Annotated in this window: 31 protein-coding genes and 1 pseudogene; 13 read left to right on the top strand and 19 right to left on the bottom strand. The window is 62.9% G+C overall.

Annotation, left to right across the window (positions count from 1 at the left end):
- Positions 1-230: 230 nt before the first annotated feature.
- From NKH60_RS20765 to NKH60_RS20750, 4 genes are all read left to right on the top strand, one after another.
- Positions 231-614, top strand: coding sequence for a RidA family protein (locus NKH60_RS20765; protein WP_352450222.1), 384 nt, complete (start codon positions 231-233; stop codon positions 612-614).
- Between the two features lie 48 nt (positions 615-662).
- Complete coding sequence (locus NKH60_RS20760; protein ID WP_352470852.1) at positions 663-1016, top strand: VOC family protein; 354 nt, start codon at positions 663-665, stop codon at positions 1014-1016.
- 136 nt (positions 1017-1152) lie between these two features.
- On the top strand, positions 1153-2256 hold the full coding sequence (gene leuB, locus NKH60_RS20755; protein ID WP_352541965.1) for a 3-isopropylmalate dehydrogenase: 1104 nt from the start codon (positions 1153-1155) through the stop codon (positions 2254-2256).
- A 7-nt stretch (positions 2257-2263) separates the two neighbouring features.
- Positions 2264-2620, top strand: coding sequence for a hypothetical protein (locus NKH60_RS20750; protein WP_352832318.1), 357 nt, complete (start codon positions 2264-2266; stop codon positions 2618-2620).
- A gap of 20 nt (positions 2621-2640) precedes the next feature.
- On the opposite strand, the gene NKH60_RS20745 is transcribed toward NKH60_RS20750, so the two are convergent.
- Both NKH60_RS20745 and NKH60_RS20740 read right to left on the bottom strand, forming a co-directional pair.
- Complete coding sequence (locus tag NKH60_RS20745) at positions 2641-3357, bottom strand: DUF805 domain-containing protein (protein ID WP_352832321.1); 717 nt, start codon at positions 3355-3357, stop codon at positions 2641-2643.
- 88 nt (positions 3358-3445) lie between these two features.
- Entirely contained in the window at positions 3446-5278 is a 1833-nt protein-coding gene (locus NKH60_RS20740) for a DEAD/DEAH box helicase (RefSeq protein WP_352832323.1), read from the bottom strand.
- A gap of 202 nt (positions 5279-5480) precedes the next feature.
- Between NKH60_RS20740 and NKH60_RS20735 the strand changes: the two genes are divergently transcribed.
- Positions 5481-5630 carry a hypothetical protein gene (locus NKH60_RS20735; RefSeq protein ID WP_352450216.1) on the top strand — a complete coding sequence of 50 codons (150 nt, stop codon included), beginning with the start codon at positions 5481-5483 and terminating at the stop codon, positions 5628-5630.
- A 106-nt stretch (positions 5631-5736) separates the two neighbouring features.
- Entirely contained in the window at positions 5737-6771 is a 1035-nt protein-coding gene (locus NKH60_RS20730; RefSeq protein WP_023680535.1) for an aspartate-semialdehyde dehydrogenase, read from the top strand.
- Between the two features lie 282 nt (positions 6772-7053).
- Here NKH60_RS20730 and NKH60_RS20725 read toward each other — a convergent pair whose 3' ends face one another.
- Positions 7054-7461: an ACT domain-containing protein gene (locus NKH60_RS20725; RefSeq protein WP_352817223.1), complete on the bottom strand. Its 408-nt coding sequence runs from the start codon at positions 7459-7461 to the stop codon at positions 7054-7056.
- Positions 7462-7720: 259 nt separating this feature from the next.
- Between NKH60_RS20725 and NKH60_RS20720 the strand changes: the two genes are divergently transcribed.
- Entirely contained in the window at positions 7721-8131 is a 411-nt protein-coding gene (locus NKH60_RS20720; RefSeq protein WP_023680735.1) for a DoxX family protein, read from the top strand.
- Between the two features lie 191 nt (positions 8132-8322).
- Positions 8323-8586 carry a YMGG-like glycine zipper-containing protein gene (locus NKH60_RS20715; protein WP_023680734.1) on the top strand — a complete coding sequence of 88 codons (264 nt, stop codon included), beginning with the start codon at positions 8323-8325 and terminating at the stop codon, positions 8584-8586.
- Between the two features lie 72 nt (positions 8587-8658).
- On the opposite strand, the gene rpsP is transcribed toward NKH60_RS20715, so the two are convergent.
- The 7 genes from rpsP to NKH60_RS20680 form a co-directional block, all read right to left on the bottom strand.
- Complete coding sequence (gene rpsP / locus NKH60_RS20710; RefSeq protein ID WP_352450212.1) at positions 8659-9060, bottom strand: 30S ribosomal protein S16; 402 nt, start codon at positions 9058-9060, stop codon at positions 8659-8661.
- A 50-nt stretch (positions 9061-9110) separates the two neighbouring features.
- Entirely contained in the window at positions 9111-9437 is a 327-nt protein-coding gene (locus tag NKH60_RS20705) for a chorismate mutase (protein WP_352450211.1), read from the bottom strand.
- Between the two features lie 7 nt (positions 9438-9444).
- On the bottom strand, positions 9445-11073 hold the full coding sequence (ffh, locus tag NKH60_RS20700) for a signal recognition particle protein (RefSeq protein WP_352541973.1): 1629 nt from the start codon (positions 11071-11073) through the stop codon (positions 9445-9447).
- Between the two features lie 409 nt (positions 11074-11482).
- On the bottom strand, positions 11483-12451 hold the full coding sequence (locus NKH60_RS20695; protein ID WP_352832330.1) for a CPBP family intramembrane glutamic endopeptidase: 969 nt from the start codon (positions 12449-12451) through the stop codon (positions 11483-11485).
- 147 nt (positions 12452-12598) lie between these two features.
- The gene (locus NKH60_RS20690) at positions 12599-13201 is read right to left on the bottom strand and encodes a DUF1236 domain-containing protein (RefSeq protein ID WP_292664090.1); all 603 of its coding nucleotides are present in this window, start codon (positions 13199-13201) and stop codon (positions 12599-12601) included.
- A gap of 63 nt (positions 13202-13264) precedes the next feature.
- Positions 13265-14359: a zinc-binding metallopeptidase family protein gene (locus NKH60_RS20685; protein WP_352832331.1), complete on the bottom strand. Its 1095-nt coding sequence runs from the start codon at positions 14357-14359 to the stop codon at positions 13265-13267.
- A gap of 90 nt (positions 14360-14449) precedes the next feature.
- On the bottom strand, positions 14450-14686 hold the full coding sequence (locus tag NKH60_RS20680; protein WP_352832332.1) for a hypothetical protein: 237 nt from the start codon (positions 14684-14686) through the stop codon (positions 14450-14452).
- A 185-nt stretch (positions 14687-14871) separates the two neighbouring features.
- Here NKH60_RS20680 and NKH60_RS20675 point away from each other — a divergent pair, with 185 nt between their 5' ends.
- The 3 genes and pseudogenes from NKH60_RS20675 to NKH60_RS20665 all read left to right on the top strand — a co-directional run bounded on the left by NKH60_RS20675 (position 14872) and on the right by NKH60_RS20665 (position 17040).
- Positions 14872-15672, top strand: a complete 801-nt coding sequence (locus NKH60_RS20675; RefSeq protein WP_352470839.1) for a lytic murein transglycosylase — start codon at positions 14872-14874, stop codon at positions 15670-15672.
- Positions 15673-15785: 113 nt separating this feature from the next.
- Positions 15786-16208 carry a DUF4279 domain-containing protein gene (locus tag NKH60_RS20670; RefSeq protein ID WP_352832335.1) on the top strand — a complete coding sequence of 141 codons (423 nt, stop codon included), beginning with the start codon at positions 15786-15788 and terminating at the stop codon, positions 16206-16208.
- Positions 16209-16284: 76 nt separating this feature from the next.
- Positions 16285-17040, top strand: a pseudogene (locus NKH60_RS20665) (IS5 family transposase).
- 925 nt (positions 17041-17965) lie between these two features.
- Here the strand turns inward: NKH60_RS20665 and NKH60_RS20660 are convergent.
- Entirely contained in the window at positions 17966-19189 is a 1224-nt protein-coding gene (locus NKH60_RS20660) for an argininosuccinate synthase (protein ID WP_352770308.1), read from the bottom strand.
- Between the two features lie 168 nt (positions 19190-19357).
- Between NKH60_RS20660 and NKH60_RS20655 the strand changes: the two genes are divergently transcribed.
- Entirely contained in the window at positions 19358-19999 is a 642-nt protein-coding gene (locus tag NKH60_RS20655; RefSeq protein WP_023679833.1) for a LysE family translocator, read from the top strand.
- Here the strand turns inward: NKH60_RS20655 and NKH60_RS20650 are convergent.
- The 4 genes from NKH60_RS20650 to NKH60_RS20635 form a co-directional block, all read right to left on the bottom strand.
- Positions 19971-20450: a hypothetical protein gene (locus NKH60_RS20650; RefSeq protein ID WP_352540808.1), complete on the bottom strand. Its 480-nt coding sequence runs from the start codon at positions 20448-20450 to the stop codon at positions 19971-19973. The two genes, NKH60_RS20655 and NKH60_RS20650, sit on opposite strands and share 29 nt — an antisense overlap.
- Positions 20447-20872, bottom strand: a complete 426-nt coding sequence (locus NKH60_RS20645) for a hypothetical protein (protein ID WP_352470834.1) — start codon at positions 20870-20872, stop codon at positions 20447-20449. The genes NKH60_RS20650 and NKH60_RS20645 overlap by 4 nt, the downstream gene beginning before the upstream one ends.
- A complete protein-coding gene (gene rlmN, locus NKH60_RS20640; protein WP_352767342.1) occupies positions 20869-22101 on the bottom strand; it encodes a dual-specificity RNA methyltransferase RlmN in 1233 nt (410 codons plus the stop codon). Before rlmN ends, NKH60_RS20645 begins: the two co-directional genes overlap by 4 nt.
- Positions 22102-22368: 267 nt before the next feature.
- Positions 22369-22875, bottom strand: a complete 507-nt coding sequence (locus NKH60_RS20635; protein WP_352832338.1) for an invasion associated locus B family protein — start codon at positions 22873-22875, stop codon at positions 22369-22371.
- 360 nt (positions 22876-23235) lie between these two features.
- Between NKH60_RS20635 and NKH60_RS20630 the strand changes: the two genes are divergently transcribed.
- Entirely contained in the window at positions 23236-23844 is a 609-nt protein-coding gene (locus NKH60_RS20630) for a methyltransferase family protein (protein ID WP_352832341.1), read from the top strand.
- A gap of 45 nt (positions 23845-23889) precedes the next feature.
- Here NKH60_RS20630 and NKH60_RS20625 read toward each other — a convergent pair whose 3' ends face one another.
- The 4 genes from NKH60_RS20625 to NKH60_RS20610 all read right to left on the bottom strand — a co-directional run bounded on the left by NKH60_RS20625 (position 23890) and on the right by NKH60_RS20610 (position 26025).
- Positions 23890-24252, bottom strand: coding sequence for a YkvA family protein (locus NKH60_RS20625; protein WP_031212728.1), 363 nt, complete (start codon positions 24250-24252; stop codon positions 23890-23892).
- 92 nt (positions 24253-24344) lie between these two features.
- Entirely contained in the window at positions 24345-24641 is a 297-nt protein-coding gene (locus tag NKH60_RS20620) for a 4a-hydroxytetrahydrobiopterin dehydratase (RefSeq protein ID WP_352470832.1), read from the bottom strand.
- Positions 24642-24647: 6 nt separating this feature from the next.
- Positions 24648-25244 carry an RNA 2',3'-cyclic phosphodiesterase gene (thpR, locus tag NKH60_RS20615; protein WP_352832344.1) on the bottom strand — a complete coding sequence of 199 codons (597 nt, stop codon included), beginning with the start codon at positions 25242-25244 and terminating at the stop codon, positions 24648-24650.
- A 136-nt stretch (positions 25245-25380) separates the two neighbouring features.
- A complete protein-coding gene (locus NKH60_RS20610) occupies positions 25381-26025 on the bottom strand; it encodes an arylesterase (RefSeq protein ID WP_352450197.1) in 645 nt (214 codons plus the stop codon).
- Positions 26026-26064: the final 39 nt, after the last annotated feature.

The following is a 26064-nucleotide window of genomic DNA, read 5'->3' as shown; positions in this document are numbered from 1 at the left end:
AAAACGACGCAAAACAACCGTTGCAGGCAGGGCGCCGTCCACATATGGATCCTGGGGTCTGCGCCGCGTCGCTTCGCTCCTTGCTTCGCCCCAGGATGACGGCTGGAGAGATGTTCTGGCCAATCTCCGAGGTCTGCGCTTTCCACGTCGTAACAACAATCGGTTGCCTCTGGCCCATGGCCGGGTGGACCCTATACCTTCAGGATGGCCGCAACCACTGCGAGGAAGCCATGCGAAAACTGATCTCCACCGGTTCGCCCTTCGAGAAGACCGCCGGCTATTCGCGCGCCGTGGTGCAGGGCGACTGGTGTTTCGTGTCCGGAACGACCGGCTACGATTATGCGACCATGTCGATGCCGGAGACCGTAGAGGCACAAACGCGCAATTGCTTGGCGACGATCGCCAAGGCGCTCGGGGACGGCGGCTTCGAGATGGCCGATGTGGTGCGGGCACATTACTATATTACCGATGCGGCTTTCGTGGATGTGGTGTTCCCGATCCTCGGCGAGGTCTTTGGCGAGATCAGGCCGGCGGCAACGATGATCGTGTGTCAGCTCAACAAGCCGGAGATGAAGATCGAGATCGAGGTGACGGCGCTGCGGCGCACAGCCTGATGCCTGTCACGGTTGCGACAACGACACGGTTAGCACGAGGATCGGCCCATGGCGAAGGTCAGGCGCATCGTTGCAAACATAGACACGCAGGATATCGCGGCGGCAAAACCCTTCTATCAGGATGTGCTCGGCCTCGATCTCAAGATGGATATGGGCTGGATCGCTACCTACGGCTCGCAAGAGACGATGTCCGTGCAGGTCAGTTTCATGGCCGAAGGGGGATCAGGAACGCCGGTGCCGGACATCTCTATCGAAGTCGACGACGTCGATGCCGCGCTTGAAAGCATGAGGACGGCCGGCTTTGCCATCGAATACGGTCCGGCGGACGAACCCTGGGGCGTGCGTCGCTTCTTCGTACGCGACCCGTTCGGCAGGCTGGTCAATATCCTTTCGCATCTCTAGGCATTTTGTCTTGAGCATCGGATTTTCCCAAAACCGGTTTCCACTTTTGGGTCCGATGCTCTGAACCGCAGGCTTGCGCGCCGGCCGCTTGGCGTTTAGCAAGGCCGCGGCTCACGACACAATCAGGACGGTTCTCATGGCTTCGAAAAATCTTCTCCTGCTTGCCGGCGACGGTATCGGCCCCGAGGCGATGGCCGAGGTGAAGAAATTGATCGCCGGCATGAACGACAGCCTCGGCAGCGATTTCGCCACCGACGAGGGCCTTGTCGGCGGTTGCGCTTACGACGCACATGGCGCGGCAATTTCCGATGCCGACATGGCCAAGGCAATGGCGGCTGACGCGGTGCTGTTCGGCGCCGTCGGCGGGCCGAAATGGGATGCCGTGCCTTACGAGGTGCGCCCGGAGGCGGGTCTGCTGCGGCTGCGCAAGGACATGGAGCTGTTTGCCAATCTCAGGCCGGCAATCTGCTATCCGGCACTGGCGGCGTCCTCCTCGCTCAAGCAGGAGGTGGTCGAAGGTCTCGATATCCTCATCGTGCGCGAGCTCACCGGCGGCGTCTATTTCGGCGAGCCGAAGCAGATCATCGATCTCGGCAACGGCCAGAAGCGCGGCATCGACACCCAGGTCTACGACACATTCGAGATCGAGCGCATTTCGGGCGTTGCCTTCGAGTTGGCACGCACGCGCAAGAACCACGTCACCTCGATGGAAAAGCGCAATGTGATGAAATCTGGCGTGCTGTGGAACGAGGTCGTCACCCAGACGCACAAGGCCAGGTATGCCGACGTCAAGCTCGATCACATGTTGGCCGATGCCGGCGGCATGCAGTTGGTGCGCTGGCCGAAGCAGTTCGACGTCATCGTCACCGACAATCTGTTCGGCGACATGCTGTCCGACATCGCCGCCATGCTGACCGGCTCGATCGGCATGCTGCCGTCGGCCTCGCTCGGCGCACCTGATGTCAAGACCAAGAAGCGCAAGGCGCTCTACGAGCCGGTGCACGGCTCGGCGCCCGACATCGCCGGCAAGGGCATCGCCAATCCGATCGCCATGATCGCCTCCTTCGCCATGTGCATGCGCTATTCCTTTGGCATGGTTGAAGAGGCCGACCGGCTGGAAGGCGCGATCGCCGCCGTGCTCGATCAGGGCTTGCGTACCAGGGATATTCATTCGCCGGGGATGACCGAGGTCGGCACGACCGAGATGGGCGACGCGATCATCGCCAAATTTTTGGGGTGACAGGTGTATGGGTGAGGTGCAGCGCGCCATTGAAAGGGATCTTCTCGGCGAGCACCAACGCCAGGCTGAGTTTCGCGGCGATCAACACCTCGCGCCATTGCTGCAGTTCATCTGCGACCGATATCAGGTCGAAAAGAGCGATTTCTACCTGCTAGAAGCCATTCCCGATCAATACGAGTTGTGTCTCTTGATCTGGCTTTGGCCGGATAGGGTGGTCGACTGCGAAATCGCCTATGAAGGGTCCACATTCGAGGTTGTCGGGACGGAAACGATCCAGACCCACAAGAAGACCCTTCGTGGTCATTCCGCGAAGGACTTCAAGATCATCGAACGCATCGCCTTGAGCGAACACAAGCAGCTTTAGCAGAACCAACTCAGGTGAGGTTATGCGGTCTTGATCCCCTCCGGCACCGGACCCCACTGGTTTACGCGCGGCTGCGTCGGGATCAGCGCAAAGATCAGGATGATCACGGTGCCGAAGGTCGGGATCAGGAAAAGCAGGAAGAGCCAGCCGGTCAGGCCGGTATCGTGCAGGCGACGCACGTTGAGCCCGAACCACGGCAGGGCTGTCGCCAGCAGGAAGAGACCGGAAAGGCCGACCGTCACTGCCGGCAATTCACTGTTGTCGAGATTGCCCATGGCGTCGTCGATAAAGACGCCGAGTCCTATGACCACGATCAGCGCGATCGTCCAGAACAGACAATAGCCCCAATACTCCTTGCGGCGGGCACGGCCGGCGAAGTTGAAGTAATTCTCGGTCAGACCCCACCAGAAGTAGCTCCACAGGCCAGCCGATTCAGCCGGACTTTGTTCAGCGGAACGGCCGAAATGTTGCGGCTGACGTGCCGCGGGCGCATTGCCGGCCTGAGTTGGGGCGGCGGTTGCAGTGGAGGCGTCGGCGGGCGCACTGGCAGGTTGGGCGCGGATCGAAAAAACATCGCGTGCCCGTCCGCCAGCCGGCTGGAATTCGACGGTCGTACCTCCGGCAACCGATGCTTCGCGGCGCAAATCTTCGCGCGCCAAAGTGTAGCGGTTGCCGTCGGCTCCGGTGATGAAGCCGAAACCCTGGTCTTCGTCGTAATGAAGAACTTCGCCGCGCATGTCCTGCCCACCCCCATTTCCCCGCCCCAGACTGTGCAAAGTTCCGGCAGACCGCAAGAGGCGTGCGGAAATGGAGAGTTCTGGCTATTTACCCCGGCCGTTTCTTCGATTTCTTGTGTTTCGCAGGTCCGCCTTCGAACTTCGCCTTGGCCGGTTTCCCGCCCCAGGGCTTCGCCTCGAATGCCGGGCGCTGGTCGGCCGGTGCGCGCTTCTCGAATTTGGGCGTGTTCTGATCGAAGGTGCGCTTGCCGCGGTGCGGCTTCTTGTCGGGTCGTGGTTCCTGATAGCCGGCCCGCGACAAATCCGGCGTGCCGTCCAACCGCTTGACCGCAATGTTGCCCTGCAGCTTCCGGTCGGGGCCGATCGCAGCGAGGAAACGCTCGGCCCAGTCCGCCGCGATCTGCACGAAGGTTTCCTCCTGCTGCATCTTGATGGCGCCGATCTCGCGCTTGGAAATGCCGCCTGTCCGGCACAGCATCGGGATCAGCCAGCGTGGCTCCGCATTCTGCAGGCGTCCGACCGACAGCGAGAACCAGACGCTGTCGCCGAAATCGTCGCGGCGGCTCGGTGCCTCGTCCCGGCGGGCAAATTTTTCGCCCGACGGCGTGAACGGTGCCACGTCGAGAAGATCTTCCGGCGCCGAGTGGCTGGAGCGGCACATCCGCACGAAGGCGGCGGCAACCCGTTCGGGCCCGTGCTGATCGAGAAGCGCCTCGACGAAGCCGCGCTCCTCATCCTTCATAGGCTCGCTGAAGACCGGATCAGCGAGAATGCGCTCATCGTCGCGCCGTATCACGTCGTCGGCCGACGGCGGGCTCGCCCAGGTTGCCGCAAGGCCGGCACTTTGCAGCAGCCGCTCGGTGCGCCTGCGGGCACTATTGGGCACGATCAGCGCGCTGACGCCCTTGCGTCCCGCACGACCCGTGCGTCCGCTTCGGTGCAGGAGCGTTTCCGGGTTGGTCGGCAGGTCGGCATGGATCACCAGCTCGAGATTGGGCAGGTCGATGCCGCGTGCCGCGACGTCGGTGGCGATGCAGACCTTGGCGCGGCCGTCGCGCATCGCCTGCAGCGCGTGGCTGCGCTCGTTCTGGCTAAGCTCGCCGGACAGCGCCACGACGGAAAAGTTGCGGTTGTTGAAGCGTGCCGTCAGATGGTTGACGGCGGCGCGCGTGTTGCAGAACACCAGCGCGTTCTTGGCCTCGTAATAGCGCAGCACGTTGATGATGGCGTTTTCGCGGTCCGCCTGGGCGACGCTCAGCGCCCGGTATTCGATGTCGAGATGCTGCTTTTCCTCGCCGGAGGCCGAGATGCGCACAGCATCGCGCTGGTAGCCCTTGGCCAGCGTGGCGATGGAGCGCGGCACGGTCGCGGAAAACATCAGCGTGCGGCGGTCGGCGGGCGCGGCATCGAGGATGAATTCCAGATCCTCGCGAAAGCCGAGATCGAGCATCTCGTCGGCCTCGTCGAGCACCACTGCCTTGAGCGCCGACATGTCGAGCGAATTGCGGGTGATGTGATCGCGCAGGCGGCCGGGCGTGCCCACGACGATATGGGCGCCGCGCTCCAGTGCGCGCCGTTCGGTGCGCATGTCCATGCCGCCGACGCAGGACGCCACCGTGGCGCCGGTCAGTTCGTAGAGCCATTCCAGCTCGCGCGTTACCTGCAGGGCCAACTCCCGCGTCGGCGCCACGGCCAGCGCCAGGGGTGCCGCCGCGTGGGAAAAGCGCTCCGCGCCATCGAGAAGGGTCGGCGCCAAAGCCAGACCGAAGGCGACGGTCTTGCCGGAGCCGGTCTGGGCCGAAACCAGCGCATCGGCCTGGCCAAGCTCGAGAACGGCGTTCTGCACCGGCGTCAGCTCGACATAGCCGCGTTTTTCCAGCGCCTTTGCCAGCGCGGGAACAATAGCTTCGAAGTTGGACATCTTGCTCTTTCGAAATTCGGATTCTGAATACCCGGCGACGGGTCAAATGTCGGCAAGCGCCCACAGACGGGCGCCACGAGCCAGACGATGCTCGTTCGTACTTGGTGCCGCCGTCATTGTACAGGGCGGGCGGGTCGGCCTGCTTGCGATTGACTCTAGACGTAAACCGCGTAAAAGCCGGCACCGAACGGGATAGTTTTCGATGCGCGGCCTTTTGATGGCGCTTTCTGCCTTCGACATCCCCGGCCCCAATGCGAACCATTGGGCCGGGCGCGTCGCTGCGTCTCCTCGTTCCAGCAAAATCACGTTCTTGCTCAAAAAAACCGGCAAAACGACCACCAAAACGGTCTGATTCCCTTGGCCTAACCACCCTCTCCCGGGTCCGGCCCGGGGGTTGAAACCCGCATCGGCCGGCGGGTTTTCTCCAGAAACCGAGCGGAGAGGGACAGGAGATTTCGATGAGTTTCAAGGTTGCGATCGTCGGCGCCACGGGCAATGTGGGCCGGGAAATGCTCAACATATTGGAGGAACGCGGCTTTCCGGTGAGCGAGGTGGTGGCGCTGGCCTCGCGGCGCAGCCAGGGCACGGAAGTGTCGTTCGGCGACCGCACGCTGAAGGTCAGGGCGCTCGACCAATATGATTTTTCCGACACCGACATCTGCATCATGTCGGCCGGCGGCAACGTCTCCAAGGAATGGTCGCCGAAGATCGGCAAGCAGGGCTGCGTCGTCATCGACAATTCGTCGGCCTTCCGCTACGACCAGGACGTGCCGCTGATCGTTCCGGAAGTGAACCCGGATGCGATCTCGCTGTTCACGCGCAAGAACATCATTGCCAACCCGAACTGCTCGACGGCGCAGCTGGTCGTGGCGCTGAAGCCGCTGCATGACGCGGCCACCATCAAGCGCGTCGTCGTCGCCACCTACCAGTCGGTCTCCGGCGCCGGCAAGGAAGGCATGGACGAATTGTTCACGCAGACGCGCGCGGTGTTTGTCGCAGACCAGGTCGACGTCAAGAAATTCACCAAGCGTATCGCCTTCAACGTCATCCCGCATATCGACGTCTTCCTCGACGACGGCTTCACCAAGGAAGAGTGGAAGATGGTGGCCGAGACCAAGAAGATGCTCGACCCGAAGATCAAGCTGACGGCGACCTGCGTGCGCGTGCCGGTGTTCATCGGCCATTCGGAAGCGGTCAACATCGAGTTCGAGAAGCCGATCACCGCCGATGAGGCGCGCGAGATCCTGCGCGAGGCGCCGGGCTGCCAGGTCATCGACAAGCGCGAGGACGGCGGCTACATCACGCCGCTGGAATCGGCCGGCGAGGACGCCACCTTCATCTCGCGCATCCGCGAGGACTCGACCATCGACAACGGCCTGTCGATGTGGATCGTCTCCGACAATCTGCGCAAGGGCGCGGCACTCAATGCGGTGCAGATCGCCGAGCTGCTGGTCGAGCGCGGGCTGATCCAGCCGAAGAAGAAGGCGGCATAGTTCGCTCACGGCCCTATCGCCGCTAGCGCGGCTGGCCTCCGCGGGGGCGCCGGACGACCGGCGGCCCGCAGTCGCGGGCTCGGCCTTCGGCGGTTGTTTCGCTCACGGCCGTATCGCCGCTACGCGGCTGGCCTCCGCGGGGGCGCCGGACGACCGGCGGCCTGCGGTCGCAGGCTCGGCCTTCGGCCGTTTTGCGCCCTTCTCGCCGTTCACGGGGGGAAGGTTCCGGCAGGCGTATGAGGGGCAGCGCAGGCGTCTCAAATAGGCAGCAAGGCGCCGGCGTCACAGCCGGTTCTCCTCCGCTAGGTCCAACAGCAACTCCAGCGCCTCCGCCGCCCGGTCGGCGGGCACGAACAGATGATCGTGGTAGAAGGCCGAGACCGGATTGACGCCGATGCCGGCGGTGGCCAGCCGCGCGGTGATGGCGGCGAGGAAGCCGACCGCTTCCAGCGACGAATGGATGTTCAGCGTCAGCATCCGGCAGCGGAACACGTTTTTCAGTCCAGCGGCCTTGGCATGGTCTTCAAGCACGATCAGCGTCGTGCCCTCGCGCTCGCGAAATAGCATCACCGGGTGGAGCCTGTCGGGAGCGGGCGCATCGGGTGGCAACGTGGTGAAGACATGAACGCCGGCAAGCAATTCCGGCGTCATTGCCGCCAGCAACTGTTTCAGGTCGGTCTCTCCGGCCATCGGTTGCTTTTCGTTGTGCGATCAGGCGGCGGCTGCCGTCGAGCGTCGGCAGACACCCCTACGGATTTTCAATAACGCCCTCCATCTCACCTCGCAAGGTGGACTTGACCAGGTTCGTTGCCGGCTGAACTTGTACATCCGAGGTCGCCGTCCCCCGGAGTGAAAAAGAGCTGGAGGCGTGTCGGATCGCCGTCATGGGCCGCGTCCTTGGTTCGAGCTGGCGAAGGAGCCAGTGCTCACAACGACCGGAGGGAACATAATGACCATGTCTCAGGCAGCACCCGTCTCACCGCGTGCCCTGTGGGCCGGCCGCGTGCTCAGCGCCGTCATCGTGCTGTTCATGATCTTCGACGGCGTCATCAAGCTACCGCCGCTCGAAATCGTCACCCAGACCATGGTGCAGCTCGGCTGGCCGGCCGATGCCAATGTCTCGCGCATGCTCGGCACCATTGGATTGGTCTCGACAGCGCTTTACGCGCTGCCACGCACCTCGGTGCTCGGCGCCATCCTGCTCACCGCTTATCTCGGCGGCGCCGTCGCCACGCATGTGCGTATCGGCAGCCCTTTGTTCTCGCACATACTGTTCGGCGTCTATCTCGGCGCCGTCCTCTGGGGTGGCCTGTATCTGCGCGATCCAAGGGTGCGCGCGTTGTTCCCGTTTAGCCAATAGCGGCGACATCGAAAGCCGTTCGATGGTGGCCACGCTGCCAGAGCGGGCGCGGTCTGCCGCCGCCTTTCTACTCTTTGGATCAAATTGAGCGCCGCCGGGCGGCAGCCGATCTTCTTCTTTGGATCAAATCGCCTGGTTGCGAGTTAGGGGGTGCAGCGGCGAGGACGGCACCCTGTTGGAGAGGAACGACAATGAAAAAGGTGATGATCTTGATGGCCTTGCTGGTCCCGCTCGGTGCCTGCTCCCGTACTGAGCAAGGCGCGGCAGTTGGTGGCCTGGGCGGTGCGGCGGTCGGCGCTGCTGTGGCCGGCAACCCGACCAAGGGCGCGGTGATCGGCGGTGCGGCCGGCGCTTTGGCCGGTGCACTGATCGGCCGTGCCAGCGAAAGCGGCCAATGCCGTTATCGCGATCGTAACGGTCGTGTCTACGTTGCGAGTTGCCCGGAAGGCTATTGATCGGGCCGCATCATATGGATGCAATAGCAAAACGGCGGGCAGGGCCCGCCGTTTCGCGGTTGTGGAGATGATTTATTCGGCGCTGGCGGCTTCCGCCTCGGCCGGCGCGGCTGCGGCGGCGGCAACGGCCGCGGCGGCATCTTCCTGCGCCTTCTTCAGCAAGGCTGCGCGCTCCTGCGCCTTCTTGCCGGGCTCGGCCTTTTTCGGGTTGGCGCGCGCTTCGCGCTTGGCGATGCCGGCTTCATCGAGGAAGCGCAGCACGCGGTCGGTCGGCTGGGCGCCATGCGACAGCCAATGCTTGACGCGCTCGGCGTCGACCTTGACGCGTTCGCCGTCCTTGGGCAGCAGCGGATTCCACGAGCCGAGCGACTCGATGAAACGGCCGTCGCGCGGCGAACGCGCGTCGGCGACGACGACATGGTAATAGGGACGCTTCTTCGAGCCCGCACGGGCCAATCGGATTTTCAGTGGCATTTCTTTTCTCCTAAAAGCTCTGATTTGGTTGATCGGTTGGTGGCTAATCCTCAGCCGGTTTTCGCTACGCCGTTGGATGCGGCGATCTGCTCGTGATGGCGGATCACTTCGCGGACGACGAAGTTCAGGAATTTCTCCGCGAAATCCGGGTCGAGATGGGCGTCCTTCGCCAGTTGGCGAAGACGGGCGATCTGCTCCTGCTCGCGCGCCGGGTCGGCAGGCGGCAGGCCATGTTCCGCCTTCAGCACGCCGACTGCCTTGGTGCAGCGGAAGCGCTCGGCCAGCATGTGGATCAGCGCCGCGTCGATATTGTCGATCGAGGCGCGATAATTGGCCAGCGCCGCACGCGCGTCCGCCATGTCCTTCTCTTCGTTCATGGCGCCCTCACTTCTTCTTGCCGAGGCCATTCTTGCCAAGCATTGGCAGCCCGCCACCGCCCGGCAGGCCGGGAAGTTTCATGCCGCCGGGCAGCCCAGGCAGGCCACCGCCACCGGGAAGACCACCGGGCAGGCCCTTCATGCCGCCGAGCCCGGCCGCCTGCGCCTGCTTCTGCAAGGCTTCGAGCTGCTTGGGGTCCATCTTGGAGAGGTCCGGCATGCCGCCGCCCATCATGCCGCCTCCGGGACCGCCTGGGCCGCCAGGCATCATGCCGCCGAGCCCCATCTTGGAAGCGAGGCCGCCCATCATGCCGCGCATCAGGCCGCCGCCTTTGCCCTTGCCGCCCATCGCCTTCATCATGTCGGCCATGCCGCGATGCATCTTCAACAGTTTGTTGATTTCGGCCGCGTCGGTACCCGAGCCGGCGGCGATGCGCTTCTTGCGCGAGTGCTTCAGAATATCGGGGTTGGCACGCTCGGCCTTGGTCATCGACGAGATGATGGCGAGCTGGCGACCGAACATCTTGTCGTCGAGCCCGGCGGCGGCCATCTGGTCCTTCATCTTGCCCATGCCGGGCATCATGCCCATGATGCCACCCATGCCACCCATTTTCGACATTTGCTGAAGCTGGCCGGCGAGGTCGTTCAGGTCGAACTTGCCCGACTGCATCTTCCTGGCCATCGCCGCGGCCTGTTCGGCGTCGATGTTCTCGGCCGCTTTTTCGACGAGGCTGACGATGTCGCCCATGCCGAGGATGCGGTCGGCGATGCGCTTGGGGTGGAATTCCTCCAGCGCGTCCATTTTTTCGCCGGTGCCGATCAGCTTGATCGGCTTACCGGTGACGGCGCGCATCGAGAGCGCCGCACCACCGCGGCCGTCGCCGTCCATGCGGGTCAGCACGAGGCCGGTGATGCCGACGCGCTCGTCGAAGCTTTTTGCCAGATTGACGGCGTCCTGGCCGGTCAGCGAATCGGCGACCAGCAGGATCTCGTGCGGCGACGACATCTTCTTGATGTCGGCCATCTCGACCATCAACGGCTCGTCGATATGGGTGCGGCCGGCGGTGTCGAGGATGACGACGTCATGGCCGCCGAGCTTGGCCGCCTGCACGGCGCGGCGGGCGATATCGACCGGCGTCTGGCCGGCGACGATCGGCAATGTGGCGACCTTGACCTGCTCGCCGAGCTGGCGGAGCTGCTCTTGCGCGGCGGGACGCCGCGTGTCGAGCGAGGCCATCAAGACTTTCTTGTTTTGACGGTCGGCGAGGCGCCTGGCGATCTTGGCCGAGGTCGTCGTCTTGCCGGAACCCTGCAAGCCGACCATCATGATGACGACCGGAGCCGGTGCATTGAGGTCGATGGCGACGCCCTCGGCGCCGAGCATCTCGACCAGCTCGTCATGGACGATCTTGACGACCATCTGGCCGGGCTTGATCGACTTGACCACGGCGGCGCCGACGGCCTTCTCGCGCACCTTGTCGGTGAAGGAACGCACCACTTCCAGCGCCACGTCGGCCTCGAGCAACGCACGGCGCACCTCGCGCAGCGCCGCCGAGACATCAGCCTCCGACAAGGCGCCGCGGCCGGTGAGGCCGTTCAGGATCGAACCAAGGCGCTCTTGCAGGGACTCAAACATTGGTCAACCCGCCGCGCGACAGCGCCTTGGATTCATTTTGACCCCTGTCGGGCCGAAGGCCCTCCACGCCTCTTGTGCGTTCCTGTAGCGATTCAAACATTCTTTTTCCTTTTCCCTGGCACCCGGATGATGCCCGAGAGGTAATGCGTTCGCGCCAACTGTCCAAGCAAAAGCCGGTCCGGGCAAAGCCCAAAGCCAAAAAGCACCCGGGGGCGCACAGCGCTGCCGGGTGTTGGCCTCCGGGATCGATTTACGGCACTTCACCTCAAAGAGGTTTCGGCGTCCCGGTCGGTTTGCTCGGAGGAATACTCGTCGCGGAATTCGCGGCGTGTAGACAGGAAATCGGCCGCAGAGTCAAGCTTTGGTCAAGCTTTGCGTCAAATAGCTCAGGACGACCAGGCAATGCACATCAGCGCACGCTGCCGGCGCGCGCCATATCCGGCTCGACCTTCAGCGGTGAGCGCGGATGTAAAAGCAGCAGAACGGTCAACAGGCTGCTGACGATGCCGATCGAAGCGATGAGGACGGCGTCTGAAGTCGTCCAGCCCGCGGCTTCGAGCGGCTTGGCGTTGAACAGGGCGAAGGAATTATAGCTTTGCTGGTGCGAAATCAGCAGGAAGCCGGTCAGATTGTTGCCGAGATGGGCGCCAAAGCCGGCACCGAGATTGCCGGTTGCATAGACCAGAAGCGTCAGCAGCAGCGCAAAGGCAGCGATCGAGGCCAGCACGCAGGCATTGATGGCAGCGCTTGAACCTGGGCTCCAGTGCAGGGAGGTGAACAGCAATCCCGGCAGCAGCGCCCAGATGAAAGAGTTCCGGAACCGGCTCGCCAGGCCCCTGAGCAGATAACCGCGAAACAGCATCTCCTCCGACGAGGTCTGCAGAAAGGTCAGGGCGGCGATCGGGATCAGGAACAAAAGCCACGCGGACAGGCCGATCGCGCCGCGCGCGATGTCGGGCTGCAAACCATAAAGCAGGATCTCGGAAAGCAGCGAGGTGATCAGCACCGCGGTCAGTCCTTTCAGGAACCCCGACCAAGAAATGCGCCGGCTGACGCCAATCAGGGCTGTCAGCTTCTCTTGATGGATCCAGCGCATGGCAGCCCAAAGGCCGAGCCAGATTCCGGCAAATGAAGCCAGCGCCGCAAGGATGCCTGCAGGAGAGGCCATGAAATCCTGCACCGCTCCCCCACCTGGCGGGGCGGTGCCAGACGATGCCTGCCAAACGGCAAAGGCATAGGTGCCGCCGAACAGCACGGCGGCAGTGGTTCCGAGCCAGAACAGGATGACGACCACCGCTCCAAGCAGAAGCCGCGGCAAAGTGGTCTTGTTGTTGGCGGTGTGCCGGTACTGTTGGAAGGCGGTTGGGTCGATCGTCACGCGGGCTCGCTGGCTGGTGCTTCGGCTCGCAAGGTCTAGAACATCGGCCCCAATGTGGAAACCGGTATTGCAGCGGCAATGCCGGCTTGTGGCAATGTCGGGAGTGCGAGCGGCCGCCATTACAGGGCGACCGCCCTGTTTGTATCGTCAGCGCACGACGTACACGATACGCCGGCTGCCCGGATCGACCAGTGCCGGCTGGCCGTTCACATAGACGTAACGGTAATCATAGTCCGGAATCTCGCGCAGCTCGACGGTGTCAGGCAACGTCGCGCCCGTCACCACCTCACCCTCGAGATAGACCGGATCGAGCCGATGCGTACGTACATAGGTACGGATCTCGGCCGGCGGTCTCCGGATAGGCTCGATCGCCTCGCCGGCGACGATTGCTCCGGTATAGCTGTCGGAATACTCGACGCTATCGGCGGGCGGCGTCACGACGGCAATGTCGGCGCTGGCCGGACGCTGTGTCAGGACCACACGGCTGCCGCCGAAATCGGCCGTCACATAGTCGGAATAGACCCAGCCCTGGCCGTTGGCCTCGGCGATGGTGCACCATTTGCTGTTGGCGATGCAGCCGTCGAGCGTCGCCGACTGGCCGGCCGCAAGCACGCCGATCACCGGATATTGCGGGCCGGGGCCGGCGCGTACATTGAGATCAGTGATGGCCGAGACGGCGGTGTCGGCCAAAGCAGAGCCCGACATCGCTATGAGCGCTCCGGCCACCGCCGGAAACAATATGCGTTTCATGGTCTTCTCTCCGTTTCACAGTCCCTTGGCACGGAAAACGAAGCAAAGCCGCATGCGTTCCGGCTAAAAGGCTTCGGCCGGCTCACGATTTGTTCCAGTCGTTTTCGGCAGGTCGGTCAAAAGCTCGTGAACAAAAGCAAGTTTTTGCGCCGCCACGTCCGAGATGACGAAGGGATAGAGATCGGGCAGGCCCATGCAGCGGTTGATCGAGTTGGACGCCTCCGACAGCACCAGCCAGCGGTCGAGAATCCTTTCGAAGGGCTCTGGGCTGGCGGCGGGTTCCGATGGTGCCGGCTGCAACTTGCCGCCGGTATCGGCGCGCGGCAGCTCGTTGGCTTCAACGGTTTCCAGCCGGCCGAGCGGGAAATTCAGGGCATGCACCATCTCCAGTGTGTCGGTGATGTGCATGTGATGCGCCCATGTCTCGGCCCAGTCCTCCCATGGGTGCGACGTCGCATAGGCCGAGATATGGCGCTGCTGCCAGTCGGGCGGCGCGCCATCGGCATAATAGGTCTTCAGCGCCTGTTCGTAGCCGGCGCGCTCGTCGCCGAACAAAGCGCGAAAACCGGCAAGCTTTTGCGAATCGTCGCGGATCAGGCGGTCCCAGTAATAATGGCCGAGCTCATGGCGGAAATGGCCGAGCAGCGTGCGGTAGTTCTCGCCCATCTCGACGCGCCGCCGTTCGCGCTCTGCCGAATCCGCCTCGGCGACGTTGAGCGTGATCCGGCCGTTGTCATGACCGGTCAGGATACGTTCGCCGCCCGGACCGCCGCCGATCGGATCGGCAAGAAAATCGAAAGCGAGACCGATCTCGTCGCCAACGTCCTGCTTGGGTGCGACCGGCAGGCCGAAGGCGAGCAGCGAATAGACGGCACGCTTCTTTGCCGCCTCGACACGGATCCAGCGGCGGCGGTTGCCGTCGACCGACAGATCCGGGATCAGCTGGTTCAGCGCACAGGCGCGGCAGAAGGCGTGGCCGGGCTCCGCCATCCAGTTGCAGGCGCATTCGTCGGCATTGGTGCAATAGAAGACCTCGGCGCCGGACAGCGCGAAGCGCGCATGCTCGGGATCGTAGAGCACGAGGCTGGCGCAGTTCAGGCATTGCGCGTTCTCGAAATAGAGACGGTGGTCGCAATGCGGGCAGTCGAAAAGCTTCATTGGCGTCTCAAATCATTCGAAATGCGGAGGACGATACGAGCAGGAGAACGCCAAACGCCTGTCAGCTGCCGACGTTCCTGCCGGCTGATGCTATTTTGCCGCAAGCTGGGCGACGACCTCCTCCTTGGCCACTGCCTCGCCCGACAATCTGGCGCCGCCGCAGGTCTGCATCAGCGGACCGGCCAAATGCTCGCCGGCGAAGAAGATCTTTTCCGCCACGGGCTGCATCAGCGTGGCGCGCACTTGCGAGCGGCCGGGCCGCCGCCGCCGCATAGCACACAAACCGCTCAGCGCCCCGCCGATGATCACGACATCAACGTCTTCCATGCTTATTCTGTCCCCGCCACAATAATTACTTGATCGTAGGCAAATTCCCGGGCGTCCGCCAGTGTGGTGGATTTGAGGTTCCTGCTGTATTGAGTGCATCGGCGTGGCGCCGGGGCAGTGACAAGCAGGTGTTTCGCAGGCAAGTTCGCAATAGGGAACGTGATTCAGGCAACCAGGAGAGCAGCATGGCATTTCTTGCCAAGGGGAAGATGTTTGTAGTGGCCACGGTGGTGGCGGTGCTTGCGCTGGCGACGGGCGCGCAGGCGGCGGCCAGCTGTGGCAAGAGCGGCGCCGGCTTCGAGGCATGGAAACCGGAGTTCGCCGCGGAGGCGAAGGCCGACGGTGTCGGCTCGAAGGGTCTGGCCGCTCTGGCTCGCGCAACCTACGCGACAAAGACGATCTCCGTCGACCGCGCCATCCATAAGGCTTTCAGCGGCTCGGTGGAAGCTTTCATGAAGCGCCGTGGCGCGTCCGCGATCATTGCCAGGGGCCGTGCGCTGAAGAAGGCCAATGCTGCGCTGTTCGACAAGATCGAACGGAATTACGGCGTGTCGCCGGGCGTGTTGCTCGCCATCTGGGGCATGGAGACCGGCTTCGGTTCCGCCATGGGCAACCAGAATACGGTCTCCGCCATTTTAACGCTGGCCTATGACTGTCGCCGTCCGGAGTTCTTCTACCCGCATGCCATTGCGGCCCTGAAGCTGGTTGATCGCGGAGCGTTGAGCGCCTCGTCGGTCGGTGCCGCGCACGGCGAGATTGGCCACACGCAGTTCCTGCCCGGAAATGTTTTGACGTATGGTGTCGGAAACAAAAATCTGCGCGACAAGAGCACTGCGTTGGCTTCCACCGCCAACTTCCTCAAGAGTCATGGTTGGCGGGCCGGCGCGAGTGCGCAGGCGAATATGGGCGCAATCGCTGGCTGGAATTCCGCGAGCGTCTATCAACAGGCCATCGCCCGCATGGCCACGGCGATCGATGCCGACTGACAGGATATAAACGCAAAAATGACTGGGCTCGGTTGGAAGCGCGAGGCGAGCATGAAGAGTCTCGCAACAGCGCAGGGCTTGCCTTGCCCTTTGGAACCTAGCTAGGACAGGCGATGATCTCGCTCTCGATCGTTGATTTCGATGCGGACCCCGAGGGGGTGACTGCGATCCTAAGCCTCGAACCGACACGCATAGTCCGCAAGGGCGACCCGATGCGTAACGGTTCCCCGCGCAAGAAGAATGGATGGAGCCTCGATGGTCCGCGGCAAAGGCTCCGGAGTGGGGCCGAGCACGAGAATGCGGTCAACTACCTGATCGAGCAGATGCGAGGTCGGGAGGAGGCCTTCGCACGGCTGTGGCAGGAAGTGCGGCCAAAGCAGATAACTATCTACGGCGGGTTCTATCAGCCCTACGACGTACAGTGCGGCATTTGGCTTGAGCCGTCCGCGATGAGGGTGCTCGCGGATTGCGGTGTTGGCTGGGGCCTCGACCTTTTCGTTGAGGACGAAGCTCACCAACATGGAAGTGAGGTGTGAGCAGCCGTCCTGTCCGCATTGGGTCGTTTGCCGACTGGCTGGTTCCAAACTTGAGCGGGGTCTGATTCATAAGGGCATGAGCCGATACGATCTGACCGACTTCGAATGGCGGGCGATCGAGCCGCTGTTGCCCAACAAGCCGCGAGGCGTGCCGCGCGTAGACGACCGCCGGGTGCTGAACGGCATCTTCTGGGTGCTGCGATCGGGTGCGCCATGGCGCGATCTGCCCGAGCGCTACGGGCCTCGCACCACTGGCTACAACCGCTTCGTTCGATGGCGGATAGCAGGTGTCTGGGATCGGCTGATGGACGCCATTACCGAGGCCCATGACGGCACGGTGCAGATGATCGACACCTCTATTGTTCGCGTCCATCAGCAGGGTGCGACGGCAAAAAGGGGAATCGAGATCATTGTCTCGGTCGTTCCCGAGGCGGGCTGACGACCAAAATCCATGCTCTTGTCGACGCCGAAGGCAGGCCGATCAAGCTGACGCTCACGGCAGGTCAAATGAGTGACATCGCCTACGCAGCGGACTTATCAAGGATTTGCCCGAGGGTGCCATGCTGCTCGCCGACAAGGGCTATGATGCCAACGCGTTGCGCAATGCCGTCACCGAGCAAAAGGCATGGGCCAACATCCCGCCCAAGGCCAACCGCAAGGACCCGATGTGCTTCAGCCCCTTCCTCTACAAGGCCCGCAACCTCGTCGAACGCTTCTTCAACCAGGCCAAGCAGTTCCGTCGCATCGCAACTCGATATGACAAAACTACCTCGCTGCCCTCAAACTCGTCTCCGTCCGTATCTGGCTACGCGGTAACGAGTCTACGTCCTAGTCTAGAGCTTTGTTTTAACGCAATCCCGGACGGAAAACCGTTTCACGCTTTTCCTGGAATTGCGCTATTCGACCGAAAGTCCGGCCAAGCCCCGGGCGTGGAAACTTCGTCAAACACCGCCATCGGCCCGGTCGCGGTAAGGACGACGGACGCCGTTTCGCGCCCGAATACGCGAAGCGGGGCCGGCAATTCATATTGCTTGAGGAAAGGATTGCCGGAAGAAACGTCGTTCCAGCCGAGCTTTGCGGGCGCATCGGGGCGGTCGGTCAGCCAAAGGGCAAAACCACTATATGTCGGAACGTCAGCCCCGCACTCGACCAGCGCGGGAAGGTCGAGGGAGGGGGGTCATCGTTGGCTTTGGCGACGGCCAAGTTCGCCAGGACAGCCAACGCGGGCAGGAAACCAGCTCCAAGCGTGGCCAAGCGCCTGGGCACATCACGCTCAATAATGCACGTAGCCGCTCAACGGGCATTTCTGGGAAATGGGAATCTGGAAGGGGCCGTCAAAACTTTTGCAGGTACGGAATTTGGAATTCCGCGGCGCCGGGGTAGCCGCTTTTGGCTTGTCCCCGATGACCGTCGGGACTCTGGGACCCTGCGCGTAGCCGCTCAACGGGCATTTCTGGGAAGCGGGAATCTGGAAGGGGCCGTCAAAACTTTTGCAAGTATGGACCTTGGATGTTTGCCCCGCCGGGACTTGCGTGGACTGACCCGCGGTAAAGACGGCCACCGCCGCAAGCAGAAGAAAAAGTCTGTTTTTCACTGTCAAAGCCCTCCGACCCGCACGAGAAGTAAGATCAAATCACGGAAAGGTCAAACAGGAAACGATCTGAAATCGCGGCTTCTATTATATTAGAGACGCCAAATAAAACCCGGTGTCCTCACCGGGTTCCTAACTCATCTAAGCATTGGGCCTGTTGGGAATATCAACCCTTGCGATTGCGCGCCGCCAGTGTCCGCAGCCTCAGCGCGTTGAGGCGGATGAAACCTTCTGCATCCTTCTGGTCGTAGGCGCCGCGGTCGTCCTCGAAGGTGACCAGCGCGTCGGAATAGAGCGTCTTCCTCGACTTGCGGCCGCTGACCATGACGTTGCCCTTGTAGAGCTTCAGCCGCACGGTGCCTTCGACGTCTTCCTGGCTCTTGTCGATCATCGCCTGCAACATCAGCCGCTCGGGCGCGAACCAGAAGCCATTGTAGATGAGCTCGGCATAGCGCGGCATGAACTCGTCCTTGAGATGGGCGGCACCGCGGTCGAGCGTGATCGATTCGATCGCCCGGTGGGCGGCGATCAGGATGGTGCCGCCGGGGGTCTCGTAGACACCGCGCGATTTCATGCCGACGAAACGGTTCTCGACCAGGTCGAGCCGGCCGATGCCATTGTCACGGCCGAGATCGTTCAGCGCCGCCAACATCGTCGCCGGCGACAGCTTCTTGCCGTTGAGCGCGATCGGATCGCCCTTGAGGAATTCGATCTCGATCTCGGTGACCTTGTCCGGCGCGTCCATCGGCGAGATGGTGCGCTGGTGGACGAATTCCGGCGGTTCCGTCCACGGGTCCTCCAGCACCTTGCCCTCGGAAGACGAATGCAGCAGGTTAGCGTCGACCGAGAAAGGCGCATCGCCCTTCTTGTCCTTCGGCACCGGGATCTGGTGCTGCTCGGCGAAGTTGATGAGATCGGTCCGCGACTTGAACGACCAATCGCGCCACGGCGCGATCACCTTGATGTCGGGGTTGAGCGCATAGGCCGACAGCTCGAAACGCACCTGGTCGTTGCCTTTGCCGGTGGCGCCATGCGCGATCGCATCGGCGCCGGTCTCCCTGGCGATCTCGACAAGATGTTTCGAGATCAGTGGCCGGGCGATCGAGGTGCCGAGCAGATATGTGCCTTCATAGACAGCGTTGGCGCGGAACATCGGAAAGACGAAATCGGATACGAACTCCTCGCGGACATCGACGATGCGGATGTCCTTGATGCCCATCATCTCGGCCTTGCGCCTGGCCGGCTCCAGTTCGCCACCCTGGCCGAGATCGGCGGTGAAGGTCACGACCTCGGCGCCGAGCTCGGTCTGCAGCCATTTCAGGATGATCGAGGTATCAAGGCCGCCGGAATAGGCGAGCACGACTTTCTTGACGGCTTTTGCTTTCGACATGGTGGGCAGTTCCGCGACAGGGGTTCTTCGCGGGCGAGGTATCACGGCGTTTTAGGCCAGCGCAAGGGACGAACGATGCCTGGACCAGATGCTTCATCTCCAAGAGGCTGGCGAGGACACGGCTCTTGCGCTATGGCTGCGCCGTCTTTTGCCGCTACGAGACGAGCCATGTCCTTCATCCCCGACAGTACGACGCTTATCCAGTTCTCCATCGCCACCTTCATCCTGGCGATCACGCCCGGGCCTGACATGACGCTGTTCGTGTCGCGCACGCTGAGCCAGGGCCGTGCCACCGGCTTTGCCTCGATGGCCGGCGCCTTGTGCGGCACGCTGATCCACACCACGCTGGTGGTGGTCGGCGTCTCGGCGCTGATCGTCGCCTCGCCGATGGCGTTCTTCGTGCTGAAGATTTTCGGCGCCGGCTATCTGGTCTTCCTGGCATGGCAGGCGATCACAAAAGGGTCGGCGTTTTCACCGGAGAAGAAGAGCGGGCCGCAGATCTCGCTGTTCCGCAGCTGGGCGGCGGGGCTCGGGGTCAATCTGCTCAACCCGAAGATCATCCTGTTCTTCATGACCTTCCTGCCGCAATTCGTCTCCGCGCATGATCCCGACGCGCCGGGAAAGCTGTTCTTCCTCGGCGCGATGTTCGTCGTGCTGGCGATCCCGGTGACGGCGCCGATGGTGCTGGCGGCGGAAAAATTCTCGGCCGCGATGAAATCCAGCCCGCGTGTGACCCGCGTCGTCGACTATCTGTTTGCCGGAGTTTTTTCGGCCTTCGCGCTCAAGATCCTGACGGCCCAGGCGAAATAGGGCGTCCGATCTGACGCCAGCTTCCGGCCGAGCGGCCGGCGCTCAGCCAGTAGAAAATACCGCCGACCATGCCGCAGCCGATCACCGCCAGCATGACGCTGGTATTGGTAACCTCGAAATTGGCATCGGCCGTCTGGTGGACGAAGCCAAGGAAGACCGCCGCCACCGCTGCGCCCGCCAGCGCATAGAACAGCCAGTCACGCCGGCCAAGGATCTCGGAGACGAGGATGGCGATGGCGGCCGGCATGAAGGCGAAATAGGCGACGAACAGCGCGACGAAGGGGATTGAAAACCACAGCGACGCCTGCGCCGCCGGTTGCGTCTCGTCCGTTATCAGCCCAAGAGACGCCAGGAACATGACGTTAAGGAAGGCGCTTGCCGCCAGCGAAGCAACGCCGTAGCCGACAAGGATGACGGCGAAGCGGATCAGATAGGCGACGAGGCGGTTCACGCGAATTGTCCGGGCATTTGCAGGAACCGGCTCTCGACCAGGCGATAGACGGCTCCTGCCAAGCTTCCCGCAATGATTAGGGCCACCAACACGTCAACGTCCGGTGGCCTCTGTGCCGACGGATGCAGTTTCCAGACCGCAAATACGCACGTCCCAACGAAAGCTCCCCCGACGACAAAAAGAATCCAGCGTCTCGCCTCGAGAACTTGGGAAGCAATGACCATCGGGATTGCCAGCGGTGCGCCAAAGATGCCTGCGATCATCGCTCCAAGCAGCAACAGCGACCAACTATCTCGAGTGGACAGGAAAGCGGGAACACGCCACCACATCAGTGCATCGAGCAGGAAAAAGACCAGAGACATGGTGAAGGCAGCCAGGGCGTAGCAGAGCAAAGTCACTGCCAATCGCCTGAGGTATTTCACGCCTCGCCATGCCCCGCGATCATCATCGCTTCCAGCGCCAGCCGGTCGACCTTGCGCATGCGCTCGGAGTCCGACTTGAGCTGGCCGCAGGCGGCCAGGATGTCGCGGCCGCGCGGCGTGCGGATCGGCGAGGCATAGCCGGCATTGTTGATGTAGTCGGCGAATTTCTCGATCGTCTCCCAGTCCGAGCACTGGTAGTTGGTGCCCGGCCACGGATTGAACGGGATCAGATTGATCTTGGCGGGGATGCCCTTGAGCAGCTTGACCAGCGCCTTGGCGTCCTCGATCGAATCGTTGACGTCCTTCAGCATGACATATTCGAAGGTGATCCGCTTGGCGTTGGACAGGCCGGGATAGGCACGGCAGGCAGCGATCAGTTCGTTCAGCGGATACTTCTTGTTGATAGGCACCAAAAGGTCGCGCAGATCGTCGTTGGTGGCGTGCAGCGAGATCGCCAGCATGACGCCGATCTCCTCACCGGTGCGGAAGATCTCGGGCACCACGCCGGACGTCGAGAGCGTGATCCGCCTCTTCGACAGGGAAAGCCCGTCGCCGTCGGATGCGATAAGCAGGGCCTTCTTCACCGCCTCGAAATTGTAGAGCGGCTCGCCCATGCCCATCATGACGACGTTGGACACTTTCCGCCCCTCGGCCGGCACGATGGCGCCGTCGGGCGTGTCGCGGTCGGGGAAATCGCCAAGCCGGTCCCGGGCGGTCAAGAGCTGGGCGAGGATTTCCTCGGCGGTCAGGTTGCGCACCAGTTTCTGCGTGCCGGTGTGGCAGAAGGAGCAGGTCAGGGTGCAGCCGACTTGCGAAGAGATGCAGAGCGTGCCGCGGCCTTCTTCGGGAATGTAGACGGTCTCGATCTCGACCGGCCGGCCGGCGCCGCGCGGCGGAAAGCGGAACAGCCATTTGCGGGTTCCGTCGGAGGAAATCTGCTCCTCGACGATCTCGGGCCTGGCGACGGTGAAATGCCTGTCGAGCGCGGCGCGCAGATCCTTGGAGATGTTGAACATGCCGGCGAAGTCGGAAACGCCGCGCACATAGATCCAATGCCAGAGCTGTTGGGCGCGCATTTTCGCCTGGCGCTCCGGCACGATGCCGGCGGCGACGAGGGCGGCCCCGAGTTCGGCGCGCGTCAAGCCGATCAGCGACGGTTTTTCAGGCGTCGTGCGGGTGCGCAACGCGTCACGCGCGCCTTCGGCGGTAAGATCGAATGAAAGGGTCATTGTTGCGCCAATATAAGCGATTTGCGGCCGAATACAGCATCGTGCCCGAAATGAAGCGCGGCGCATAGCACAGGTTAGCGGCGGAGTCATGCCGGGGTTCTTCCTTCTCCCCTTGTGGGAGAAGGTGGCCGAGCGAAGCTCGGTCGGATGAGGGGTGTTCCAGCTTGGCGCCGACGGCGTTCCGTCCAACACCCCTCTTCCGTCTCGGCGCTGCGCGCCGATCCACCTTCTCCCACAAGGGGAGAAGGGAAGACCGCGCCTAACCGCCTACTTGCACTTCGCGATCGAGGCCAGCGCCGCCGAGATGCCCTTCAGCGAGAAGACGTAGGTGGTGGTGTTGCCGCGGCCGGACTTGGCCGACACCTTCATGTCGGTGCCGGTCTTCATCGCGGCGATCAGCACCGGCTCCTCGGCGGCGTTCTCGACCCAGGCCGACTTGCCGCGCGTGAACATCGAAAAAGACTTCTTGTCGATGGTGACGGTGGCCTTGGAACCTTCCTTGAAGGTATAGCCGGCGATGAATTGCGGCTCGTAGGACACTTGCTGCCCCGGCCGCTGGCTGACGAAGAAGAACATGTCGCCGTGATCGAGCGTCGGCGGCTGCTTGTCGGTTGGCACCGTCAGGACATAGCAGACCTTGCCGCCGCCCGACGCCTGATAACTGTAGGTGCCCCAGGCATTATGCTGGCCGATCTTGGTTGCCGACTGCGCCAGCGCGGGCGCCGTCAAGGCCACCAGGGCCAGGCTGGAAACTATAGCAATCAATCCGCGCATCGCTTTTCCCGTATTCCACTGGTGCGGCGGCAGGCCGGCTCGGCGTCCTGCCCGTCGCTTCATTTTGATTTAATCTGGGTTACCAAACGGTGAATTTCTCCTTAGAAAAGGATGTTCACGCCAGGAAACCGCCGCCGTCTTCGCGCTGCCGCTGGAAAAAGCGGCTGGCGCAATGTCCCTGCCGCGACTTGGAGGCCACGAAAACGGCAAGAGTTTGACTTTTCAAGCAGCTAGGTCTTGCGGCGATTCTCGCTTTTTGAGGTGCGTGACGAATTTCCCTGCAGGCGGTACCATGTCTGCGTTCGCCGCCACGGCGCTCGGCCGGGGTGCCCTCCCCGGCGGCTCACGGGAGATTTGGCCATGGCCATTTCCGAGACAGTTCTGATCCTGGCGGGCGGCACATTCGTCCTGGCGATCGTGTTCGGCGTTCGTGTCGCCGTCCGCGTGGCGGCCGGTGGCGCGGTGCCCCGGTCGGATGGCGGGGAGGCGGCGGGCGGATCGGGCGCCCCCGACTTGGCCGGGGTCATTGCGTTGCCACCTTTGATCTTCCTCGGCTTCCTGGTGGCGGCAACCGTGCTCGAGGTGCTCGTGCCGCTCCCGGTTATGGCCGGGCAGGCGTTCGCCCGCTATCTGACCGGCGCCGTGCTCGCGGTGTGCGGCTTCGTGTTCATCTTTATGGCAGCGGGCCGCTTTCAGGCCGCTGGAACCAACATACCACCGACCTTGCCGACGACGGCGCTGGTCGTCGACGGTATCTATCGGCGCACTAGGAATCCGTTCTATCTGGGAACGACCCTCATCTATTTGGGCCTCGGCGTCGCGGCCGGAAGTCTTTGGGCTATTGCGCTCGTCGTCCCGCTGCTGTGGGTGATCAATACCGGCGTTATCGCGCCGGAAGAGCGCTATCTCGAGCGGAAGTTCGGAGATGCCTATCGCGCCTACAAGGCGCGGGTGCGGCGGTGGGTTTGACGGCCGGAAAATCGGTTCTCACGCGATTTTTTGCGCCGCACCGGCTCAGCTCTTGTCGGCGATGGCCTGCCTGGCGGCGAGCCGGTGCGCCGGCGTGATGTGGGCGCTGACGGCGGTAATCGCGGCGGTCAGCACGGCGATGTCGTCGGTGAAGCCTAGCCCAAGGATGAAATCGGGGATGACGTCCGTCGGCAGCACGAAATAGCCGAGCGCAGCAAGCAAGGTGCCCTTGGCGCGAAGCGGCGTCTTCTTGTCCATGGCACAGTAATAGGCGGCGACCACCTCTTCCATGAACGGGATCTGCCGGGCGGCCTTCTTCGCCGTACGCCAGAACTTTTCGCGCACTTCGCTCTCGTTGCCCGGCTTGCTGCCGAGGCCGAAGAAATCAAAACCGGATTTTTGCGCCATCAACCTCTCCTTGCGGCCGTCGCGTGGCTTCACGCGTGACCGCGAGGCAAAATGTGGTGAAAGCCGAACCTCGCTGCAAGGTGCAGACAGGCTCAGCCGCCGAAATAGCGGTTCATTTTCCTGGCCAGATCGAAATCCAGCGCGGTCAGGCCGCCGGCGTCGTGCGTGCTGAGCGTCACGTTTACCGTCTTATAGACGTTCGACCAGTCGGGATGGTGGTCCATCTTCTCCGCGGCCAGGGCGACGCGGGCCATGAAGGCAAAGGCTTCGGAGAAATTCTTGAAGGTGAAGGTGCGGGTGATCGAGCCGCCATCCTTGGCCAGCGACCAGCCGTCGAGGCCGGCAAGTTCGGCGCGGATCGCCTCTTTTGCTAGTTTCTCCCTGGCCATGTCCGTCTACCGCATGATCCGCGAAGCGTCGGCGGCGCCGACCAAACGGCTGGCGACGCGGTTGTCAGCACCTGAAAGCCGCCAGGCCTCCTCGACGACGTAAGGGCCGCCGCCGACCGAATCGCGCGACGACATCAGCACGAAGCGGCCGACCCGGAACGGCAGCGTCGAAAAATTGCCGCGCGCCGACAGATACTGGGCGACATCGAGTGGGCTCGAATTGCGCAGGCGGGCCAGCGTCACATGCGGCATGAACTTGCGCGGGTCGGCCGGGATGCCGAGCCGCTGGCAGATGCGCTCGATCTCGGCCTGCAATGCGGAAAGATCGGGCGAAGCGGCGACCCCGGCCCACACCGCATGCGGCTTCTTCTGGCCGAAGGCGCCGACGCCGGACAGCGTCAGCGGGAAGGACGGGCGGTGAACACGGTCAAGCGCATTGGCGATGTCGTCGGCGACATGGCCCTCGACATCGCCGATGAAGCGCAGCGTCAGATGATAGTTTTCGACGTCGATCCAGCGGGCTCCCGGCAGGCCGCCCCTGAGCAGGGACAGCGAAAGAGCGGCATCACGCGGTATCTCGAGGGCGGTAAAAAGACGCGGCATGGGAAGCCTCCTGTCCTCGAATCGAACTCTTGCCCCTAGCGAATCATCGATATCCAAACGGGGCAAGGGGTTTGTTGGTCGCAGGCCTGCCTAAAAGCTTCCCCTCGGAAGGTGTTGCGACGGCGAACCCTCGCCTTCAGGAATTGCCCCGGACCGCTTCAATGGTCTTCTCCACACTGGGCAGGATACCCTCGACGATGCGGTCGACGCCTCGGGCGTTTGGATGAAGGCCGTCCTCGAGTTGCAGGACGGATTGACCGGCGATGCCCTCGAGAAAGAAAGGATAGAGCGGCACGCCATATTTTTCAGCCAGTCGCGGAAAGGTCGCGTCGAAGGCGTTCTGGTAGTCGGCGCCGAGATTGGGCGCCGCGCGCATTCCGGCAAGCAAAACGGCGATCTTGCGCTGCTTCAGCTTTGCCAGCATGGCGTCCAGGTTCTTTTCCGCTATGGCGGGCGAAACGCCGCGCAGCATGTCGTTGGCGCCGAGCTCCAGGATGACCAGTTGCGTGCCGTCCGGCACCGACCAGTCGAGCCGCGACAGACCGCCGCTCGTCGTATCGCCGGAGACGCCGGCGTTGGCGACCGTGACATCGTAGCCCTTGGCGCGCAGCGCCGCCTGCAGCTTCTCGGTGAAGCCCTGACCTGGCCCGAGGCCATAACCCGCCATCAGGCTGTCGCCGAAACCGACAATGGTGAATGGTTCAGCACGCGCCGACGAAATGGCGCCGCAAATGGCGAGGAAAAGGGCGAACGCTGCGGCAAAGGTATGTTTGAAAGCCATGCGGCAGGCCCCATATGACCAGGAACATCTGTTGGCGAA

It is taken from the genome of Mesorhizobium sp. M1006, assembly GCF_040318825.1.
In the GTDB taxonomy this organism is placed as follows: domain Bacteria; phylum Pseudomonadota; class Alphaproteobacteria; order Rhizobiales; family Rhizobiaceae; genus Mesorhizobium.
This window is presented reverse-complemented; position numbering and strand designations above follow the sequence as displayed.

Bases quoted from the DNA above. Each gene is read 5' to 3' on its own strand.
- NKH60_RS20725 (WP_352817223.1), bottom strand. From the start codon at position 7,461: ATGGCCGGAGAGACCGACCTGAAACAGTTGCTGGCGGCAATGACGCCG.
- NKH60_RS20680 (WP_352832332.1), bottom strand. From the start codon at position 14,686: ATGGAAGACGTTGATGTCGTGATCATCGGCGGGGCGCTGAGCGGTTTG.
- NKH60_RS20655 (WP_023679833.1), top strand. From the start codon at position 19,358: ATGTCCTTCATCCCCGACAGTACGACGCTTATCCAGTTCTCCATCGCC.
- NKH60_RS20740 (WP_352832323.1), bottom strand. From the start codon at position 5,278: ATGTCCAACTTCGAAGCTATTGTTCCCGCGCTGGCAAAGGCGCTGGAA.
- leuB (WP_352541965.1), top strand. From the start codon at position 1,153: ATGGCTTCGAAAAATCTTCTCCTGCTTGCCGGCGACGGTATCGGCCCC.
- NKH60_RS20625 (WP_031212728.1), bottom strand. From the start codon at position 24,252: ATGGCGCAAAAATCCGGTTTTGATTTCTTCGGCCTCGGCAGCAAGCCG.
- NKH60_RS20675 (WP_352470839.1), top strand. From the start codon at position 14,872: ATGGCATTTCTTGCCAAGGGGAAGATGTTTGTAGTGGCCACGGTGGTG.
- NKH60_RS20745 (WP_352832321.1), bottom strand. From the start codon at position 3,357: ATGCGCGGCGAAGTTCTTCATTACGACGAAGACCAGGGTTTCGGCTTC.
- NKH60_RS20730 (WP_023680535.1), top strand. From the start codon at position 5,737: ATGAGTTTCAAGGTTGCGATCGTCGGCGCCACGGGCAATGTGGGCCGG.
- NKH60_RS20715 (WP_023680734.1), top strand. From the start codon at position 8,323: ATGAAAAAGGTGATGATCTTGATGGCCTTGCTGGTCCCGCTCGGTGCC.
- rlmN (WP_352767342.1), bottom strand. From the start codon at position 22,101: ATGACCCTTTCATTCGATCTTACCGCCGAAGGCGCGCGTGACGCGTTG.
- NKH60_RS20750 (WP_352832318.1), top strand. From the start codon at position 2,264: ATGGGTGAGGTGCAGCGCGCCATTGAAAGGGATCTTCTCGGCGAGCAC.
- NKH60_RS20660 (WP_352770308.1), bottom strand. From the start codon at position 19,189: ATGTCGAAAGCAAAAGCCGTCAAGAAAGTCGTGCTCGCCTATTCCGGC.
- NKH60_RS20690 (WP_292664090.1), bottom strand. From the start codon at position 13,201: ATGAAACGCATATTGTTTCCGGCGGTGGCCGGAGCGCTCATAGCGATG.
- NKH60_RS20670 (WP_352832335.1), top strand. From the start codon at position 15,786: ATGATCTCGCTCTCGATCGTTGATTTCGATGCGGACCCCGAGGGGGTG.
- NKH60_RS20760 (WP_352470852.1), top strand. From the start codon at position 663: ATGGCGAAGGTCAGGCGCATCGTTGCAAACATAGACACGCAGGATATC.
- NKH60_RS20735 (WP_352450216.1), top strand. From the start codon at position 5,481: ATGCGCGGCCTTTTGATGGCGCTTTCTGCCTTCGACATCCCCGGCCCC.
- NKH60_RS20610 (WP_352450197.1), bottom strand. From the start codon at position 26,025: ATGGCTTTCAAACATACCTTTGCCGCAGCGTTCGCCCTTTTCCTCGCC.
- NKH60_RS20765 (WP_352450222.1), top strand. From the start codon at position 231: ATGCGAAAACTGATCTCCACCGGTTCGCCCTTCGAGAAGACCGCCGGC.
- NKH60_RS20630 (WP_352832341.1), top strand. From the start codon at position 23,236: ATGGCCATTTCCGAGACAGTTCTGATCCTGGCGGGCGGCACATTCGTC.
- NKH60_RS20720 (WP_023680735.1), top strand. From the start codon at position 7,721: ATGACCATGTCTCAGGCAGCACCCGTCTCACCGCGTGCCCTGTGGGCC.
- rpsP (WP_352450212.1), bottom strand. From the start codon at position 9,060: ATGCCACTGAAAATCCGATTGGCCCGTGCGGGCTCGAAGAAGCGTCCC.
- NKH60_RS20620 (WP_352470832.1), bottom strand. From the start codon at position 24,641: ATGGCCAGGGAGAAACTAGCAAAAGAGGCGATCCGCGCCGAACTTGCC.
- thpR (WP_352832344.1), bottom strand. From the start codon at position 25,244: ATGCCGCGTCTTTTTACCGCCCTCGAGATACCGCGTGATGCCGCTCTT.
- NKH60_RS20685 (WP_352832331.1), bottom strand. From the start codon at position 14,359: ATGAAGCTTTTCGACTGCCCGCATTGCGACCACCGTCTCTATTTCGAG.
- ffh (WP_352541973.1), bottom strand. From the start codon at position 11,073: ATGTTTGAGTCCCTGCAAGAGCGCCTTGGTTCGATCCTGAACGGCCTC.
- NKH60_RS20705 (WP_352450211.1), bottom strand. From the start codon at position 9,437: ATGAACGAAGAGAAGGACATGGCGGACGCGCGTGCGGCGCTGGCCAAT.
- NKH60_RS20635 (WP_352832338.1), bottom strand. From the start codon at position 22,875: ATGCGCGGATTGATTGCTATAGTTTCCAGCCTGGCCCTGGTGGCCTTG.